The 15,845-nt window shown below is 71.8% G+C and carries 16 protein-coding genes, 1 pseudogene and 1 riboswitch; of the genes and pseudogenes, 11 read left to right on the top strand and 6 right to left on the bottom strand.

Annotated features, from left to right (window positions below; all coding sequences use genetic code 11):
* Positions 1–88 precede the first annotated feature (88 nt).
* The gene (locus tag KS423_RS18940; RefSeq protein ID WP_224280731.1) at positions 89–670 is read left to right on the top strand and encodes an ABATE domain-containing protein; all 582 of its coding nucleotides are present in this window, start codon (positions 89–91) and stop codon (positions 668–670) included.
* 6 nt (positions 671–676) lie between these two features.
* Here KS423_RS18940 and sodX read toward each other — a convergent pair whose 3' ends face one another.
* The gene (gene sodX, locus KS423_RS18935; RefSeq protein WP_263455005.1) at positions 677–1,039 is read right to left on the bottom strand and encodes a nickel-type superoxide dismutase maturation protease; all 363 of its coding nucleotides are present in this window, start codon (positions 1,037–1,039) and stop codon (positions 677–679) included.
* A 276-nt stretch (positions 1,040–1,315) separates the two neighbouring features.
* Between sodX and sodN the strand changes: the two genes are divergently transcribed.
* The 8 genes from sodN (at position 1,316) to KS423_RS18895 (ending at position 7,698) form a co-directional block, all read left to right on the top strand.
* A complete protein-coding gene (sodN, locus tag KS423_RS18930) occupies positions 1,316–1,711 on the top strand; it encodes a superoxide dismutase, Ni (RefSeq protein ID WP_224280729.1) in 396 nt (131 codons plus the stop codon).
* An 87-nt stretch (positions 1,712–1,798) separates the two neighbouring features.
* Positions 1,799–1,948: riboswitch (cobalamin riboswitch) on the top strand.
* 92 nt (positions 1,949–2,040) lie between these two features.
* Positions 2,041–3,120 carry an iron ABC transporter permease gene (locus tag KS423_RS18925; RefSeq protein WP_224280728.1) on the top strand — a complete coding sequence of 360 codons (1,080 nt, stop codon included), beginning with the start codon at positions 2,041–2,043 and terminating at the stop codon, positions 3,118–3,120.
* Positions 3,117–3,941 carry an ABC transporter ATP-binding protein gene (locus KS423_RS18920; RefSeq protein ID WP_224280727.1) on the top strand — a complete coding sequence of 275 codons (825 nt, stop codon included), beginning with the start codon at positions 3,117–3,119 and terminating at the stop codon, positions 3,939–3,941. Before KS423_RS18925 ends, KS423_RS18920 begins: the two co-directional genes overlap by 4 nt.
* Before the next feature lie 25 nt (positions 3,942–3,966).
* The gene (locus tag KS423_RS18915) at positions 3,967–4,959 is read left to right on the top strand and encodes an ABC transporter substrate-binding protein (protein WP_224280726.1); all 993 of its coding nucleotides are present in this window, start codon (positions 3,967–3,969) and stop codon (positions 4,957–4,959) included.
* A gap of 86 nt (positions 4,960–5,045) precedes the next feature.
* On the top strand, positions 5,046–5,429 hold the full coding sequence (locus KS423_RS18910) for a nuclear transport factor 2 family protein (protein ID WP_224280725.1): 384 nt from the start codon (positions 5,046–5,048) through the stop codon (positions 5,427–5,429).
* A 10-nt stretch (positions 5,430–5,439) separates the two neighbouring features.
* A complete protein-coding gene (locus KS423_RS18905) occupies positions 5,440–5,916 on the top strand; it encodes a GNAT family N-acetyltransferase (RefSeq protein ID WP_224280724.1) in 477 nt (158 codons plus the stop codon).
* Positions 5,917–6,104: 188 nt separating this feature from the next.
* Positions 6,105–6,515 carry an anti-sigma regulatory factor gene (locus KS423_RS18900; RefSeq protein WP_224280723.1) on the top strand — a complete coding sequence of 137 codons (411 nt, stop codon included), beginning with the start codon at positions 6,105–6,107 and terminating at the stop codon, positions 6,513–6,515.
* A gap of 175 nt (positions 6,516–6,690) precedes the next feature.
* On the top strand, positions 6,691–7,698 hold the full coding sequence (locus KS423_RS18895; protein WP_374119980.1) for an RNA polymerase sigma factor SigF: 1,008 nt from the start codon (positions 6,691–6,693) through the stop codon (positions 7,696–7,698).
* Positions 7,699–7,760: 62 nt separating this feature from the next.
* On the opposite strand, the gene KS423_RS18890 is transcribed toward KS423_RS18895, so the two are convergent.
* The gene (locus tag KS423_RS18890; protein WP_224280722.1) at positions 7,761–8,189 is read right to left on the bottom strand and encodes a hypothetical protein; all 429 of its coding nucleotides are present in this window, start codon (positions 8,187–8,189) and stop codon (positions 7,761–7,763) included.
* 50 nt (positions 8,190–8,239) lie between these two features.
* On the opposite strand from KS423_RS18890, the gene KS423_RS18885 reads away from it, so the two are divergent.
* Together KS423_RS18885 and KS423_RS18880 are read left to right on the top strand one after the other, a co-directional pair.
* Positions 8,240–9,211, top strand: a complete 972-nt coding sequence (locus KS423_RS18885) for a diacylglycerol kinase family protein (protein ID WP_224280721.1) — start codon at positions 8,240–8,242, stop codon at positions 9,209–9,211.
* Between the two features lie 369 nt (positions 9,212–9,580).
* On the top strand, positions 9,581–9,832 hold the full coding sequence (locus KS423_RS18880; protein ID WP_014138019.1) for a WhiB family transcriptional regulator: 252 nt from the start codon (positions 9,581–9,583) through the stop codon (positions 9,830–9,832).
* Between the two features lie 447 nt (positions 9,833–10,279).
* Here KS423_RS18880 and KS423_RS18875 read toward each other — a convergent pair whose 3' ends face one another.
* The 4 genes and pseudogenes from KS423_RS18875 to KS423_RS18860 all read right to left on the bottom strand — a co-directional run.
* Positions 10,280–11,800: a sensor histidine kinase gene (locus tag KS423_RS18875; RefSeq protein ID WP_224280720.1), complete on the bottom strand. Its 1,521-nt coding sequence runs from the start codon at positions 11,798–11,800 to the stop codon at positions 10,280–10,282.
* Positions 11,801–12,234: 434 nt separating this feature from the next.
* Positions 12,235–13,320 carry an SIS domain-containing protein gene (locus KS423_RS18870; RefSeq protein WP_224280719.1) on the bottom strand — a complete coding sequence of 362 codons (1,086 nt, stop codon included), beginning with the start codon at positions 13,318–13,320 and terminating at the stop codon, positions 12,235–12,237.
* A gap of 227 nt (positions 13,321–13,547) precedes the next feature.
* Complete coding sequence (locus KS423_RS18865) at positions 13,548–14,828, bottom strand: extracellular solute-binding protein (protein WP_263455000.1); 1,281 nt, start codon at positions 14,826–14,828, stop codon at positions 13,548–13,550.
* Positions 14,829–15,284: 456 nt separating this feature from the next.
* A pseudogene (locus KS423_RS18860) lies at positions 15,285–15,845 on the bottom strand (glycoside hydrolase family 3 protein); the annotation flags it as partial.

Raw genomic sequence — 15,845 nt, 5'->3', positions numbered from 1 at the left:
GGCCCGTCCTGCCGGGCGCCGACGTTTTCCCCGCACGGGTAATAGGCTGGAGGCAGTCAGCCCGTTACCGAATTCTGGAAGGACCCCTGTGGAGCTCGCCGCCTACGCCGATCTCGCCGTTCGGCTGGTGAACACCGAGGAGCCCGAGCGCGGCACCGACACACTGACCTCCGTGGAGGCGGTGCGTGCCCTGTTCTCCGACTCCTCGCGGGCCGCCGCCCTCGCCGACGAGTCCGACCTGCCCCGGCTGCGGGCGGTGCGGACCCGGCTGCGCGGGGTCTTCGAGGCCGCCGCCGAAGGGGACGAGACCCGGGGGGTCGACCTGCTGAACAGCCTGCTGATGGAGTACCCCGTCAGCCCGCTGATCTCCGGGCACGACTACCTGGACGACGCCGGACGGCCGCGCTGGCACCTGCACCTGGCCGACAACTCGCCGACCGCCACCGCGCACTTCAGCGCGGTCGCGTGCATGGGCCTGGCCGTCCACCTGACCGAACTGGGCGCCGACCGGCTGGGCATCTGCCAGGCCGCGCCCTGCCGCAACGCCTACCTGGACACCTCGACCAACCGCTCCCGCCGCTACTGCTCGGACCGCTGCGCGACCCGCGCCAACGTGGCCGCCTACCGGGCCCGCAAGCGCCAGGAGGCGGAGGCCGCGGCCCGCGCCTAGCGGGTCCTAGACCTCTTCCACCCAGACGCCGAGCCGGCGGGCCAGGCCCGGCACCCGGGCCAGCCGCGGGGCGAGCAGCAGCCGCTCCAGGCGTCGCCCCGGCGCCAGCCAGGCCGGGCTCGGACGCAGCCGCAGCAGCGCCCGGCCGAGCACCAACTCGTCCGGGACCGCGCCGTAGCTGCGGCTGTCGCTGTCCACCGGGCGGTTGTCGGAGAGCAGCCACCAGCCCTTGGCCCGGCGCTCGGCGGCCCGCTTCACCACCAGCAGGTCCTGCTGGAACGGGTGGCGGAAGACCACCACCGCGCCCGGCCGGATCGGCGCGCCGTAGCGGACCAGCAGCTGGTCGCCCTCGCGCAGGGTCGGGACCATCGACGGCCCCGCCACGTCGACCAGCCCGAACGGCAGCGCGCCACCGTCCCGGCCCTGCCTCCCGGCTCCGGCACCCTCCGGCCGCGTGCTCCGCGCCACGACTCCTCCTCCCGATCCGCCCGCCCCCAGTCTGCCGCACGGACCGTCACCCGTTCGATGTCCCGAATGCCCCGTTTCCAGGTCCGCCTTTTGCCCTAGGCCCACCGCCCGATCGCGAAACCGGGAGGGCGGAAGGGTAATCTCGGGCGCGGGAAGACGATCTAAGGAAGGACTCCCATGTTCTCTCGTCTGTTTGCACCGCGCGCCACCGCCCACGCCCACTGCGACCTGCCCTGCGGCGTGTACGACCCGGCGCAGGCCCGGATCGAGGCCGAGTCGGTCAAGGCCACCCAGGAGAAGTACCAGGCCAACGAGGACCCGCACTTCCGCGCCCGCGCCATCATCATCAAGGAGCAGCGCGCCGAGGCCGTCAAGCACCACATCTCGGTGCTGTGGAGCGACTACTTCAAGGCCCCGCACTTCGAGAAGTACCCGCAGCTGCACCAGCTGATCAACGACACCCTGAAGGCCGCCTCGGCCGCCAAGGCGTCCACCGACCCGGCCACCGGCCAGGCCCTGCTGGACCTGATCGCCGAGGTCGACAAGATCTTCTGGGAGACCAAGCAGGCCTGAGCCTGACGCGTCGCCACCCGACCGCCCCCGTCCGCACCGCCGGACGGGGGCGGTCGTGCGTTCACGTCCGATCCGGCGAAGTAAGGGTTGCCTGCCCTGAGTGGCTGTTATGCTGCCAGGGCGTCCGAGGGGGAAGTCCGGTGTGAATCCGGCGCTGACCCGCAACGGTGAGCACGGCCCGTACCAGCCCGTACGACCGCGCCAGCCCGATCGCCCTCGGCCGCCGACCTCCCGACAACTCGCCGCGGACTGCGAGGGGAACGGCGCCCCGGCACGCCTCCGGCCGGCGCCCGCCCCGGCGCACCCGCGGCCCGAGGCAAGGCGCACCCGTGAACCGCGCACCCGTCAACCGTGCAGTCGGCCCGCCCGCTCGTCGAATACCCGTCGTCCCGCTCGCCGCCGGCCTCGCCGCCGCACTGCTGCTCTCGCTGGTCTGCGGGGTCGCCCTCGGCTCCTCCGGACTCGGCCTGCCCCGCGTACTGCGGCTGCTGGGCGCCGGGCTGACGGGCGGCCGGCTGGACGCCGGCGAGGCGGCCGCGTACGCGATCGTCTGGGAGATCCGGCTGCCGCGCACCGTGCTGGCCGCCGTGGTCGGCGCCGGGCTGGCCGCCTGCGGGGTCGCCGTCCAGGCACTGGTGCGCAACGCGCTGGCCGACCCCTTCGTGCTCGGCATCTCCTCCGGCGCGGCCGTCGGCGCCAACGCCGTGCTGTTGTTCGGCGCCTTCGCCTCGCTCGGGGTGTGGGCGGTCTCCGCCTCCGCCTTCGGCTCCGCACTGGCCGCCATGACGCTGGTCTACCTCGCCGCCCGCACCGCGTACGGGCTCACCCCACTGCGCCTGGTGCTCACCGGCACCGCCCTGTCCTACGGCTTCTCCGCCGCCACCACCCTGATGGTCTTCGCCGCCGACCGCGGCGAGGCCGCCCGGGACGCCATGATGTGGCTGCTCGGCAGCCTCGGCGGCGCCACCTGGGGCAAGGTGCCGATCGCCGCCGTCACGGTGCTGGCCGGCCTCGCCTACCTGGCCTGCGCCGCCGGGCGGCTGGACGCGCTCGCCATGGGCGACGAGACCTCCGCCTCGCTCGGCGTGGACCCGGACCGGCTGCGCCGTGAGCTGTTCGTGGTGACCGCCGCCGTCACCGGCACCGTGGTCGCGGTCAGCGGGGCGATCGGCTTCGTCGGGCTGCTGATGCCGCACCTGGCGCGGATGCTGGTCGGCGCGGGGCACCGCCGGGTGCTGGTGATCGCGCCGCTCGCCGGGGCGCTGCTGCTGGTCTGGGTGGACATCGCCTCGCGCACCCTGCTGGCGCCCGCCGAACTGCCCGTCGGGGTGTTCACCGCGGTGCTCGGCGTGCCCGCCTTCCTGGTGATGATGCGCCGCCGCGGCCAGGCCTTCGGAGGCACCCGATGACCGACCTGACCGAGACGGCCGGCGTGACCGGACCGGTGCGGGCCGAGGACCTCGCCGTCGACGCCGTATCGGTGGAGCTGGCCGGCACCCGGCTGGTCCACGAGGTGAGCCTGGCGGCCGCCGCCGGGCAGGTGGTCGGGCTGGTCGGCCCGAACGGCAGCGGCAAGTCGACCCTGCTGCGCTGCGTCTACCGGGTGCTGAAGCCGGCCGGCGGCGTGGTCCGGCTGGCCGGCGACGACCTGCACGCCCTCACCGCCCGCGAGACGGCCCGCCGGGTGGCCGCGCTGACCCAGGAGCACTCCGCCGAGTTCGACTTCACGGTGGCCGAGGTGGTCGCCATGGGCCGGCTGCCGCACCGCCGCCGCCTCGGCGCCCCGGCCGAGGGGGACGGGGAGCGCTGCGCCGAGGCGCTGCGCAAGGTCCGGGCCGGGCACCTCGCCGAGCGGGGCTTCCTGAGCCTGTCCGGGGGCGAGAAGCAGCGGGTGCTGTTCGCCCGCGCGCTGGTCCAGGAGCCGCGCCTGCTGGTGCTGGACGAACCCACCAACCACCTCGACATCGCGCACCAGTTGGAGGTGCTGGCGCTCGCCCGCGAGGCCGGTCCGACGGTGCTCACCGCGCTGCACGACCTCAATCTGGCGGCGAGCCACTGCGACCTGCTGTACATGCTGCGGGCCGGCCGGATCGTCGCCTCCGGTCCGCCCGGCGAGGTGCTCCGACCCGCCCTGCTGGCCGAGGTGTTCGGCGTCCGCGGCACCCCGGTGCGACACCCGGGGACGGGCACCCTCCAGCTGCTGTTCGACCGCCTCGACCACTCCGCCTGATCCCACCCCCTCCAGAGGAACCACCGTGCGCACCAAGGCCGTTGCCACCACCGCCCTGCTCGCCCTCGGACTCACCGCCTGCGGCGCCGAGATCGCCCCGCAGGAGGCCGCCACCGCCTCCGCCCACTACCCGGTGACCGTGCGCAACTGCGGCGACGAGCTCACCTTCGACCGGAAGCCCGCCCGGGTGGTGACCAACGACGTCGGCATCACCGAGCTGATGCTCTCGCTCGGCCTCGCCGACCGGATGGCCGGCTACGTGATGCCCGACGACAAGGGGCGGATCGACAAGGTCGCCTGGAAGGACGGCTACCAGCAGACGGCGTGGCTCTCCAAGCAGCAGATCACCAAGGAGATCGCACTGGACGCCAGGGCCGACCTGGTCTTCGCCGGCTGGCACTACGGCTTCGACGAGGGCCGGGGCGTCACCCCGCAGGCCTTCAAGGCGCTCGGCATCGACTCGTACGTGCTCAGCGAGTCCTGTCGCAGCGGCAAGGGCACCGAACGCGGCGTGATGGACCCGCTGGAGGCGCTCTACACCGACCTGGCCAACCTCGGTGAGATCTTCGACGTCAAGGACCGCGCCGACAAGCTGATCGCCGACTTCAAGGCGCAGATCGCCGCCGTCCCGCAGCCCGGGCGCCGCCCGTCCGTCTTCCTGTACGACAGCGGGCAGGACAAGCCGTACACCGCCGGGAAGTTCGCCGCCGCGAACGAGATCATCGCCAAGGCCGGCGGGACCAACGTGATGGGCGACCTCACCGACAGCTGGGTCACGGCCGGCTGGGAGAGCGTGGTGCAGCGCGACCCCGAGGTGATCGTGATCAACGACTACGCGACGCCCGGGGCCGAGGAGAAGCGGAAGTTCCTCAAGACCTTCCCGGCGCTGGCGAACGTCTCCGCGATCAGGAACGACCGGATCTTCGTCATGGACTACGTCGACCTGGTGGAGAGCCCGCGCAACCCGGCCGCGATCAGCGCGCTGGCCGAGTACCTGCGCACCGTGCCGGCCCGCTGACCGGCCCGGATCCCGCCCCTCCGGTACGGGCGGCCGGGCGTACGCTCAAGGTACGAGCCGACGGAACCGACCGGAGGAGCGAGATCATGACCACCATGGCGGCACCCACCGCCTTCGACACCCGCGCACTGCGCGAGGGCATCGAACGCTGCGACGCCGAGGTCCTCCTGTCGCTCTACGCGGAGGACGCCGAACTGCGCATGGTCGACCGCAGGACCCAGCCCAGCCACCCCCTGGTGATGCACGGGCGGGAGGAGATCGGCGCCATGCTGGACGACATCTACGGCCGCGAGATGACCCACAAGCTGGAACAGGTGGTGGTCCAGGGCGACCACGTCGCCTTCCTGGAGTCCTGCCGGTACCCGGACGGCGTCCGGGTGCTGATGTCCTCGATGGCCGGGCTGCGGGACGGCCGGATCGTCGACCAGACCTCCGTCCAGGCCTGGGACGAGACCGGTCCCGAGCAGTAGGCTCACAGGCATGATCCGCACCGCCGTCGCCACCGACGTCCCCGTCATCCACGCCATGATCCGCGAACTCGCGGAGTACGAGAAGGCCCTGCACGAGGCGAAGGCCACCGAGGAGCAGCTGCGCGAGGCCCTGTTCGGCGAGAACCCGGCCCTGTTCGGGCTGATCGCCGAGGACGACGCCACCGGCGAGCCGGTCGGCTTCGCGCTCTGGTTCCGCAACTTCTCGACCTGGCGCGGCACTCACGGGATCTACCTGGAGGACCTCTACGTCCGCCCGGAGTCGCGCGGCGGCGGCCACGGCAAGGCGCTGCTGCTGGAACTCGCCCGGATCGCCGTCGAACGCGGCTACTCTCGGGTCGAGTGGTCGGTCCTGGACTGGAACCAGCCCTCGATCGACTTCTACAAGTCGATCGGCGCGGTGTCGATGGACGAGTGGACGGTGTACCGGCTCACCGACGAGGCGCTGGCCTCCGCCGGACGGCGCTGAACGGCCGTCCGGAGTCCGGTGAAAGGGTCTGCCACCCTGCGTCGCAATGCCTTACCATGAGTAACTCCCGAACCGGGGTGCGGAAGGCAGAGCGATGGCGGATCCGCGACGCCGGGCCCCCTCCGGGGGTAGCAAGCGGTAACAAGCGGGGTACCAAGAAAGCACAGCGCGCCACCCAGGAGGCAAGGGTGTCCCAGATCGACGGCGATCTCGGTGTTCAGGACTTCGTGGAGGTCCGGCTGCCCGCAGCGGGGGCCTACCTCTCCGTGCTGCGAACAGCGACGGCCGGGCTGGCGGCCCGGCTGGACTTCACGCTCGACGAGATCGAGGACCTGCGGATCGCGGTCGACGAGGCCTGCGCCATCCTGCTCCAGCAGGCGGTGCCCGGTTCCGTACTGTCCTGCGAGTTCCGGCTGGTCGGCGACTCGTTGAAGGTCACCGTCTCCGCCCCGACCACCGACGGCAAGGCGCCCGAACGGGACACCTTCGCCTGGACGGTGCTCTCCGCCCTGGCCGGCGAGGTCGACTCCTCGGTCGGCGAGGACAACACCGTGTCGATCAGCCTGCACAAGAAGCGCGGAGGGTCCCCCGCCCACTAGTCGGGCGCCGGACCGAACCGCACGACCGAGCAGCACCCGCGCAAGGGCCGTCCGCCGCTCCCCCGACCCGGGGCCCGACGGACGGCTCCCGGTACCGCCCCCAGGCGGTACGACCAACGAGACGATTCCGGGGCCACCGGCCCCGGTGCTCCCGGAACGGAACGGGGGAATGGCCGTGAGTGATCTGGACCGTACCGGCCTCGCGACGGCGGGACCTGCCGTACCGACCCAGGCGAGCGTTCCCGGTCTCGCCGCCAACGACGAAGCGCACCCGAAGGACGCCCACCGGATGAGCCACCCCACCGAGCCGACGTCCGAGCCGACGCCTGCCTCCGTGCCACCGCCGGACCCGGTGGACGGGGCGGACCAGGAGGTCGAGGCCGAGCTGCACGGCGCCGTGCCCGCCCAGAGCTCGCACCGCACCGGCGCCCCGGACCGGGAGGCCGCCCGCGCGCTGTTCGTCCGGCTGTCCGCACTGCCCGAGGGCTCCCCGGAGCGGGTCGAGCTGCGCAACCAGCTGGTGCGGATGCACATCCCGCTGGTCGAGCACCTGGCCCGGCGCTTCCGGAACCGGGGCGAGCCGCTGGACGACCTCACCCAGGTCGCCACCATCGGCCTGATCAAGTCGGTGGACCGCTTCGACCACGAGCGCGGCGTCGAGTTCTCCACCTACGCGACGCCGACCATCGTCGGGGAGATCAAGCGGCACTTCCGCGACAAGGGCTGGGCGGTGCGCGTCCCGCGCCGGCTCCAGGAGCTGCGGCTGTCGCTCACCACGGCGACCAGCGAGCTCTCCCAGCGGCACGGCCGCTCCCCCACGGTGCACGAGCTGGCCGAGCACCTGGGGATCTCCGAGGAGGACGTCCTGGAGGGCCTGGAGTCCGCCAACGCGTACTCCACGCTGTCCCTGGACGTTCCGGACAGCGACGACGAGTCGCCGGCCGTCGCGGACACCCTGGGCGCGACCGACGAGGCGCTGGAGGGCGTCGAGTACCGCGAGTCGCTCAAGCCGCTGCTGGCCCAACTGCCGCCCCGGGAGCAGAAGATCCTGGTGCTGCGGTTCTTCCGGAACATGACCCAGTCGCAGATCGCCGCCGAGGTGGGGATCTCCCAGATGCACGTGTCCCGGCTGCTCGCCCGGACCTTGGCCCAGCTGCGGGAGAAGCTCCTGGTGGAGGAGTAGGACTGACGGCCGCCCAGCTCCGGCTCGGCGGCCGTGCGGTCACCCGGCGGCCCTGTGCGCCCCTAGTCCTCGGACGGGGCGTACAGGGCCGCCGTCGACTTCGGGTTCAGCAGGCAGCCGATGCCCGCCAGGCCGAGCACGCCGACCAGCGCGCCGACCGCGACCATCGCCCCGCCGCTCTGGACCATGTAGTAGGCGACCGGCAGGCAGATCGAGTTGGTCAGCACCGCCGGACTGCGGCCCCAGCGGCGCTCCTTGAGCAGCGCGAGGGCGGCCAGGACCGGCAGCACGCCGAGCAGCACGATGACCGCTCCGCCGAACTCGTTCAGGGCCAGCTGCTTGGCCTGGCCGGACAGCGCGGCCACCATGTCCCAGACGCCGACGACGGCCAGCGCGGCGCCCTCCAGAGCCGTGATGGCGGCGCCCAGGGTCAGGGAGGCCGGGCGGCCGGAGCCGGCCGAGGGTGCGGGTGCGGAGGTTTCTGCGGTCACTCCAGCAGGGTAGCCGCCGGTTGGTCCGTACCGACCCGTAGGCTTTCCCCATGCGCGCTCTCCTGGTCGTGAACCACAAGGCCACCACCACCAGTGGCCGGACCAGGGACGTCCTGATCCACGCGCTGCGCAGCGATCTCAAGCTGGAGGTCGCCGAGACCCAGTACCGGGGCCACGCGCGCGACCTGGCCCGCGAGGCGTCGGAGGACGGCACGGTCGACCTGGTGGTGGCGCTGGGCGGGGACGGCACCGTCAACGAGGTGGTGAACGGGCTGCTGGCGCACGGCCCGGGCGAGAAGGTCCCGCGACTGGCCGTGGTGCCGGGCGGTTCGACCAACGTGTTCGCCCGCGCGCTGGGTCTGCCCAACGACCCGGTGGAGGCCACCGGCGCCCTGCTGGACGCGCTGGAGCACGGCCGGGAGCGGCCGATCGGGCTGGGCAAGGCGATGACCGACGGGCTGCCGGACCGCTGGTTCACCTTCACCGCCGGCCTCGGCTTCGACGCCGGGGTGGTCGGCCGGGTCGAGGAGCAGCGCCGGGCCGGGCGCAAGTCCACCCACGCCCTGTACGTCGGCCAGGCGCTCCGGCACTACTTCACCCAGCGTGAGCAGCGCCGCTCCGGCCCGATCTCCCTGGAGCTGCCGGGCCGCGAACGGGTTCCGGGCCTGGTCCTGTCGATAGTCAGCAACACCTCGCCCTGGACCTTCCTCGGCAACCGTCCGGTCTACCCCTCACCGCTCGCCTCCTTCGACACGGATCTGGACGTCTTCGGCATCACCCGGATGACGGCGTTCGGCACGGCTCGAACGGTCCGTCAGATCCTGCGGTCGTACACGTCTTCGAGCGGCGGCGCCCCTCCGGCCGGGCCTTCCGGGAAGCACGTCGTCTCCTATCACGACGTCAGACACTTCACCTTGGTTTCAGAGGAACCGGCCCCGTTCCAAGTCGACGGGGACCATCTTGGAGACAGGAGTCGCGTCAGTTTCACAGGCGTACGGCGGGCACTGCGTGTGATTGTGTGACTGGAAGAGGGCTTCCCCCTTCTTCTCGAACGCACAAGCCCCCTTCACTCCATAGAAGTACTGGCTGTGAGCTAGGCGACACCGAAGAATCCAAAATTCCTCCCCGAAGGGGGTTGTATCCGAGCCCGAGGTTTGCGAACCTCTACATGGCGATCGGGACACATCGCAGCGACGGCAACTCCGGAACCACAGGAGCGCCGACCGCGGAGTGCCCCTCGAATCGCCGAATCCCCCCCAGCACAGACCACCCGGGCCCGGTGGGCCTTTGGTCTCTTTTGCTGTTGCGGGATTCGTGAAAGCGTTCACATTCACAAGCCATTCGATTATGCCGATCGGGCCACCCCCCGCGGCAGGAGGAGTTGGACGACCATGGACTGGCGCCACCGCGCTGTCTGCCGCGAAGAGGACCCGGAGCTGTTCTTCCCGATCGGGAACACCGGTCCTGCTCTGCTGCAGATCGAGGAAGCCAAGGCCGTGTGCCGCCGCTGTCCGGTGATGGAGCAGTGCCTCCAGTGGGCGCTCGAGACCGGCCAGGACGCCGGCGTCTGGGGCGGCATGAGCGAGGACGAGCGTCGCGCGATGAAGCGCCGCGCCGCCCGCAACCGCGCCCGCACCGCCTGATCGCCCAGCGATCACACGCCGTAGCACCGGCAGAACCGCAGTACCGATCGACACATGATCAAAGGCTTCCCTGCACCTCCTGGTGAAGCCTTCCGCACAAAGGACCTTGCCCAGCCGGGTCCCGCGACACCGAGCCCGCCCAGACACTTGATACTGTTCACTTAGAGCAATATCGTGGAGCTGTGGCGCTCACCGTGTGCAACGCACCGGCGAGGTGTCGCACCACCCAGAGCCCCCGTTCCGGCCGACTCCCCCCGACGGCCGGAACGGGTTGAGAGGCCCTGTCGACCCACCCCCCCCGGTCGACAGGGCCTCGTTTCTGTTTCCGCACTTCGGCTTCCGCACTCCGGCGCGTGGAGCGTGCACCCGGCGCTTCCGCCGAGCGCACGCCCCCGCCGTGCGCCTTCGCGCAACGGATTCTCAGCAGCTTTTCAGCGGACCGGGGCCTCAGCGGACCGGGATCTCCAGGACCACCTTCGTCCCGCCGTTCGGGCCGGCCACCATGTCGAAGGTGCCGCCCAGTTCACCGGTCGCCAGCGTCCGGACGATCTGCAGCCCGAGGTTGCCCGCCGTCTTCGGGTCGAACCCCTCCGGCATTCCACGGCCGTCGTCCTGCACAGTGATCAGCAGGTACTCCTCCGGCCGGGCGCCGCCGTTCCAGCTGTCCGACCAGCCCTTCCCGGTCGCCGGGGCCCGCCCGCGCAGCGCGCTGACCTCCAGGTTCCCGGAGGCGGTCGGGCCGAACGCGTGCTCCAGGGCGTTCTGGAGCAGTTCGGTCAGCACCATCGACAGCGGGGTGGCCACCTCGGCGGACAGGATGCCGAAGCTGCCGGTGCGGCGGGTCGCCACCCGGCCGTCCTGGGACAGCTCCATCACCATCGCCAGCACCCGGTCGGCGATCTCGTCGAAGGCCACCTGCTCGTCCAGCGCCTGGGAGAGCGTCTCGTGCACGATCGCGATCGAACCGACCCGGCGCACCGCCTCGTCCAGCGCGGCCCGGCCGGACTCCGACTCCATCCGGCGGGACTGCAGCCGCAGCAGGGCCGCGACGGTCTGGAGGTTGTTCTTCACCCGGTGGTGGATCTCCCGGATGGTGGCGTCCTTGGTCATCAGCTCGCGGTCGCGGCGGCGCAGCTCGGTGACGTCCCGGCAGAGCACCAGCGAACCGGTCAGGGTGCCCTTGGGCTTGAGCGGGATCGCCCGCAGGGTCACCACTCCCCCCTGCGCCTCCACCTCGGTCTGCCGGGGCGCCCAGCCACTCGCCAGCTTCACCAGCGCCTCGTGGACGGCCGAGCGGGAGGGCGGGGCGAGGTCGGCGGTGGCCCGGCCGAGGTGGCTGCCGACCAGGTCGGTGGTGAGGCCGAGGCGGTGGTAGGCGGAGAGGGCGTTGGGGCTGGCGTAGGTGACGATGCCGTCCGCGTCCAGCCGGATCAGGCCGTCGCCGACCCGGGGGGCGGCGTCCATGTCGGCCTGCTCGACGCCGGGGTAGGGGAAGGAGCCGGCCGCGATCATCTGGGCCAGGTCGGAGGCGCTCTGGAGGTAGGTGAGCTCCAGTCGGCTCGGGGTGCGGACGGTCAGCAGGTTGGTGTTGCGGGCGATCACGCCCAGCACCTTGCCCTCGCGCCGGACCGGGATCGACTCGACCCGGACCGGCACCTCCTCGCGCCACTCCGGGTCGCCCTCGCGCACGATCCGCCCCTCGTCGAAGGCGGCGTCCAGCAGCGGGCGGCGGCCGCGCGGGACGAGGTGGCCGACCATGTCGTCCTGGTAGGAGGTGGGCCCGGTGTTGGGCCGCATCTGCGCCACCGATACGTAGCGGATGCCGTCCCAGGTGGGGATCCACAGCACCAGGTCGGCGAAGGAGAGGTCGGAGAGCAGCTGCCACTCCGAGACCAGGTGGTGGAGCCATTCCACGTCGGCCCCGGTGAGGGTGGTGTGGCGGCGGACGAGTTCGTTCAGCGAGGGCACATGGCGAGCGTAGCGCCGCCGGTCCGGGCGGGGCGCGGCGGACCCGCGGACGGACTCGCGGGGGGCTTGCGGGAGACCCGGCGGGGCCTGCCCACTCCCGGGAGTTGTTTAGACCAATTTTCCGAGAGGCCTGGACAACCGAGATTGGTCTAGTCCACAATGAAAGGGCACCAAGGAGAGGCTCTCGCGCAACTGCCCTGACCGCGCGCGACCCCTCCTCGGTCGGACGCCGCAGATCGAGGACCCCGCACAGTTCTCGATCGGGCCCGGCGCCCGACGACAGCTCCGGGCTGCGGTGCCGCATGGGTTGAGGGTCCCGTGTCGGCGCCGTGGCCCGTAGTGCTTTCGGCCCCCGGAGCCATGTTCCGCCGCTCACGGAGCAGGCCCCCGGTCCACCGGCCGTGGACCGGGGGCCTGCTCGCATGCGCAACGGGCTACCTCGTCTCGGTGACCTTGGCCAGGGCGCGCGGGGCGTCCGGGTCCTGGCCGCGGGCGATGGTGACCTCGTAGGCCAGCATCTGCAGCGGCAGGATCTCCAGGATCGGCTGCACCTCCTCGGGCACGCCGGCCGGCAGCGCGAAGCCCGCCGAGGCGGCCTCCACCTGCTCCTGCCGGCCGACCACCATGAGGTCCGCGCCGCGACCGCGCAGGCGGTCCAGCACCGGCTGGAGGGCCTCTCCGCCCTTGCCGTCCGGGACGATCGCAATGACCGGCGAGACGTTGTCCACCATGGCCAGCGGGCCGTGCAGCAGGTCGGCGCCGGAGAACGGGGTGGCCGGGATGTAGGTGGTCTCCATCAGCTTGAGCGCCGCCTCGCGGGCGGTCGGGTAGCCGTAGCCGCGCGAGGTGATGACCAGGCGCTGGGCGAAGCGGTAGCGCTCGGCCAGCGCCTTCACCTCGGCCTTGCGGGCCAGCACCCCGGCGGCCAGGCCGGGCAGCTCCCTGACGGCCGGGCTACCCCCGGCCTTCGGCCGGGGGTAGCCCCATGCCTCCGCGAGGCCCTCGACCAGCAGGTAGAGCGCCAGCAGCTCGGCGGTGTACGTCTTGGTGGCCGGCAGCGCCTTCTCCGGGCCTGCCAGCACGTCGATGTGGAACTCGGAGACCTCGGCCAGCGGCGAGGCGGCGTTGTTGGTCACCGCGAGGGTGATGGCGCCGGCCTCGCGGGCGGCCTTGGTGGAGGCCACCAGGTCGGGCGAGCCGCCGGACTGGCTGACGGTGACGGCCAGGACGTCGGTGAGGTCCGGCTTGGCGCCGTACGCGGTGGTGGTGGACATCGAGGTCAGGCCGGCCGGCTTGCCGAGCAGGATCTCGGTCAGGTACTTGGCGTACAGCGCGGCGTTGTCGGACGTACCGCGCGCGGTGAGCAGGACGAAGCGCGGGTTGCGGGCGGCGATCTGCGCGGCGACCTCGCGGATCTGCGGGGCACCCTCGTCGAGGATGCGCTGGAGGACGGCCGGCTGCTCGGCCATCTCCGCCGCCATGATCCGGCCGGGGACGGGAACGGTCTGCGGGTCGGACATCTGGGTCTGCCTCCGATGAGACGGTTCGACCCCGCTCGGGCGGCTGCCCGGCGGGAACCTCCACGGCGGCGAGTCCGCACACTCGCTGCGGTTCTTCGTCCCGCAATCCTACGGGCGCACCTGCCGCCGGGCACCTCCGTCCGCACGCTCGTGCGCTCCCCGTCACGCCCCTCCGGTACGCCCCTCCGGAGGCGGCAGGGGCGTACCGCGACGGGCGCGACGGAAGGTCAGGACGGCTTGTTGATCAGCTGGTCGATCGCGGCGTCGGCCTCCTTGGTGGCCTGGTCCACCGACTTGCCCTTGAGGATCGCGGTCAGCATGTCCGGGATGATCTTCTGCTTCTCGACCGCGCCCCAGCCGGGGGCCAGCGGGGTGAACCAGGCGTCCGGAACGGCGTTGGCCGCGGCGGCGGTGGTCGGCTTGTTCTTCAGCGGGTTCAGCTGGGTCAGGTTGTTCGGCAGGATGTCCTTGTCGGCCAGCGCCTGCTCCGACTTGGTGCTGGTGAACATCCGGATCCAGTCGGTGGCCGGCGCCACCTGCGGGGACTTGGCGGTGACGGCGAGGTCGGAGCCGCCGATGAAGGTCGGCAGTGGCTTGCCGTCCGGACCGGGCATGGTGGCCACCTTGACGGCGTCCTTGATGCTCGGGTCGCCGGTGACCGGCGCGGTCACGCTGGCCGCCTCGTAGCCGTTGCCGTAGAAGGACGCGGCGTGCCCGCGGGCCATCGACTCGAACTGGTTCTGCTCGTTCACCGTCAGGTCGCCCTTGTTGTACTTGCGCACCAGGTCGACGAAGTGGCTGATGCCCTGCTGGGACTTGGGGTCGCGCAGGGTGCCGTGCCAGTTGCCGGAGCTGTCGAACTTGGCGATGCTGCCGCCGTACCCGGCCACGTAGCTCATCGCGGCGTACCAGTACGGGCCGGGCAGGTAGAGCGGGGAGAAGGTCTTGTCGGCCTTGTTCCGGTCCGCGATCCTGTCCAGCGCGGCCAGCAGGTCCGCCTCGGTCTTCGGGAAGTCGGCGCTGCCGGTGGCCTGCTGGAAGGCGGTGGAGTTGTAGATGGCGACGCGGGAGCCGGCGTAGTAGGGCACGCACCAGAGCTTGTCCTGGTACGTGCAGGTGTTGGCGAGCGCCTTGATCCAGCTGTCGGAGTTGTCGAAGGTGCTGCGGTCCACCGGGGCCAGCGCGCCGGAGAGCACGTACTTCATGGTCTCGGTGTTGCCCAGCTCGACCACGTCGGGTGCGTTGCCGTCGGCGATGGCCTTGTCGAGCCTGCTCACCTTGTCGGCCCACCCCTGGTAGGAGAGCTTGAGGCTGACGTTCGGGTACTTCGCCGCGAACTCGTCGTTGACCCGCTGGACCAGGTCCGGCCAGTTCTTCTGGGCGTCGTCCATCAGCCAGACGGTGACGGTGCCGCCGGCGGCCTTCGGGTCCGCGGAGCCGCTCGCGCCGCCGTCGCCCGCGGGCTTCGCGGACGAGGAACAGGCCGTCAGACCGACCGCCAGTGCCATGGTCCCGAGCGTCGACACGAGCTGACGCTTCTGCACGCCATCCTCCGAGGGGTGTAGAGCCGTGTTGCCCGCCGGCAGCGTGATTGGCGCCCGCGGCGGAGAGTCCGGACAGGGGGCGGCGAAGAGCTTCAGGGAGGGCCGATACCACATCCGGCGAGGTTGAATCTCGAACCGGATGACTGGACTCTGGCCTAGACCATAGGTGGTGTCAACGACCAAAAGCCTTAGTCGGGTGGGCCGTTGCAGAGCTGTTGTACCGCATGGCGGCCAGTCGCCGTTCCGTCACCCTCGGTGGATCTTAAGGTGGATTTAAGGCCTGCTTGAGGGAGCACGGTCACTCGACGAACCCGCAGGTCAACCCCGTGGAAACGGAACGGGCCCGCCATGCGACATGCGCATGACGGGCCTGTCGGCCGACGCCTGCCGGACACGACCGGTGACGTCTCGTCGATCGGTTCAGCCGACCGCTCCCGGCTGCCCGGTGAGGACCTCCACGGCCGCCAGCCCGCAGACCCGGGCGGCGCCGTGGGTGGCGATGTGGAGCGCGCCGACCGGCTCGGACTGGGGCAGGCCCATCTCGACCACGGCGGCGTCCGGCCGGGCCGCCACCAGGCGGCCCAGCGCGGCGGACATCCACGCGTGCCGGTGCACGTCCCGGACCACCAGCACCAGACGGCGCCCCTCGGCCCCGGCCACCAGCTCGTCGACCAGGGCGTCCAGCAGCTCCGGCGCGGCCTCGGCCGCCGACACCTCGCGGGTACGGGTGCCGGGGAAGCGGTCGGCCAGCATGCCGGCCACGCCCCACGGGGTGACGTCGCCGACCGCGATGTTCGGCTCGTCCGAGAACGAGGCCACGTACGGGCGCTCGCTCACCGGCGGCACCACCAAGCCCGGCGACCGGACCACCCTGAGCGCCCGGCGCGCGGCCCGCAGGCCGACCGCCAGGTCCGGCTCGACCCGCTCGCCCTGGGCCGCGATCCGGCCCCAGCTGCCCAGCGACCGGACCCGCTCGGCGGC

It is taken from the genome of Streptomyces sp. LS1784, assembly GCF_020103755.1.
GTDB lineage: Bacteria > Actinomycetota > Actinomycetes > Streptomycetales > Streptomycetaceae > Kitasatospora.
Note: the sequence above shows the minus strand (reverse complement) of the source record. Positions and strands in the feature narration are given on the sequence as shown.

Excerpts from the sequence above, each read along its gene's own strand:
- sodX (WP_263455005.1), bottom strand. The coding sequence starts at position 1,039 with ATGGTCCCGACCCTGCGCGAGGGCGACCAGCTGCTGGTCCGCTACGGC.
- sodN (WP_224280729.1), top strand. The coding sequence starts at position 1,316 with ATGTTCTCTCGTCTGTTTGCACCGCGCGCCACCGCCCACGCCCACTGC.
- KS423_RS18920 (WP_224280727.1), top strand. The coding sequence starts at position 3,117 with ATGACCGACCTGACCGAGACGGCCGGCGTGACCGGACCGGTGCGGGCC.
- KS423_RS18910 (WP_224280725.1), top strand. The coding sequence starts at position 5,046 with ATGACCACCATGGCGGCACCCACCGCCTTCGACACCCGCGCACTGCGC.
- KS423_RS18905 (WP_224280724.1), top strand. The coding sequence starts at position 5,440 with ATGATCCGCACCGCCGTCGCCACCGACGTCCCCGTCATCCACGCCATG.
- KS423_RS18885 (WP_224280721.1), top strand. The coding sequence starts at position 8,240 with ATGCGCGCTCTCCTGGTCGTGAACCACAAGGCCACCACCACCAGTGGC.
- KS423_RS18880 (WP_014138019.1), top strand. The coding sequence starts at position 9,581 with ATGGACTGGCGCCACCGCGCTGTCTGCCGCGAAGAGGACCCGGAGCTG.
- KS423_RS18870 (WP_224280719.1), bottom strand. The coding sequence starts at position 13,320 with ATGTCCGACCCGCAGACCGTTCCCGTCCCCGGCCGGATCATGGCGGCG.
- KS423_RS18865 (WP_263455000.1), bottom strand. The coding sequence starts at position 14,828 with ATGGCACTGGCGGTCGGTCTGACGGCCTGTTCCTCGTCCGCGAAGCCC.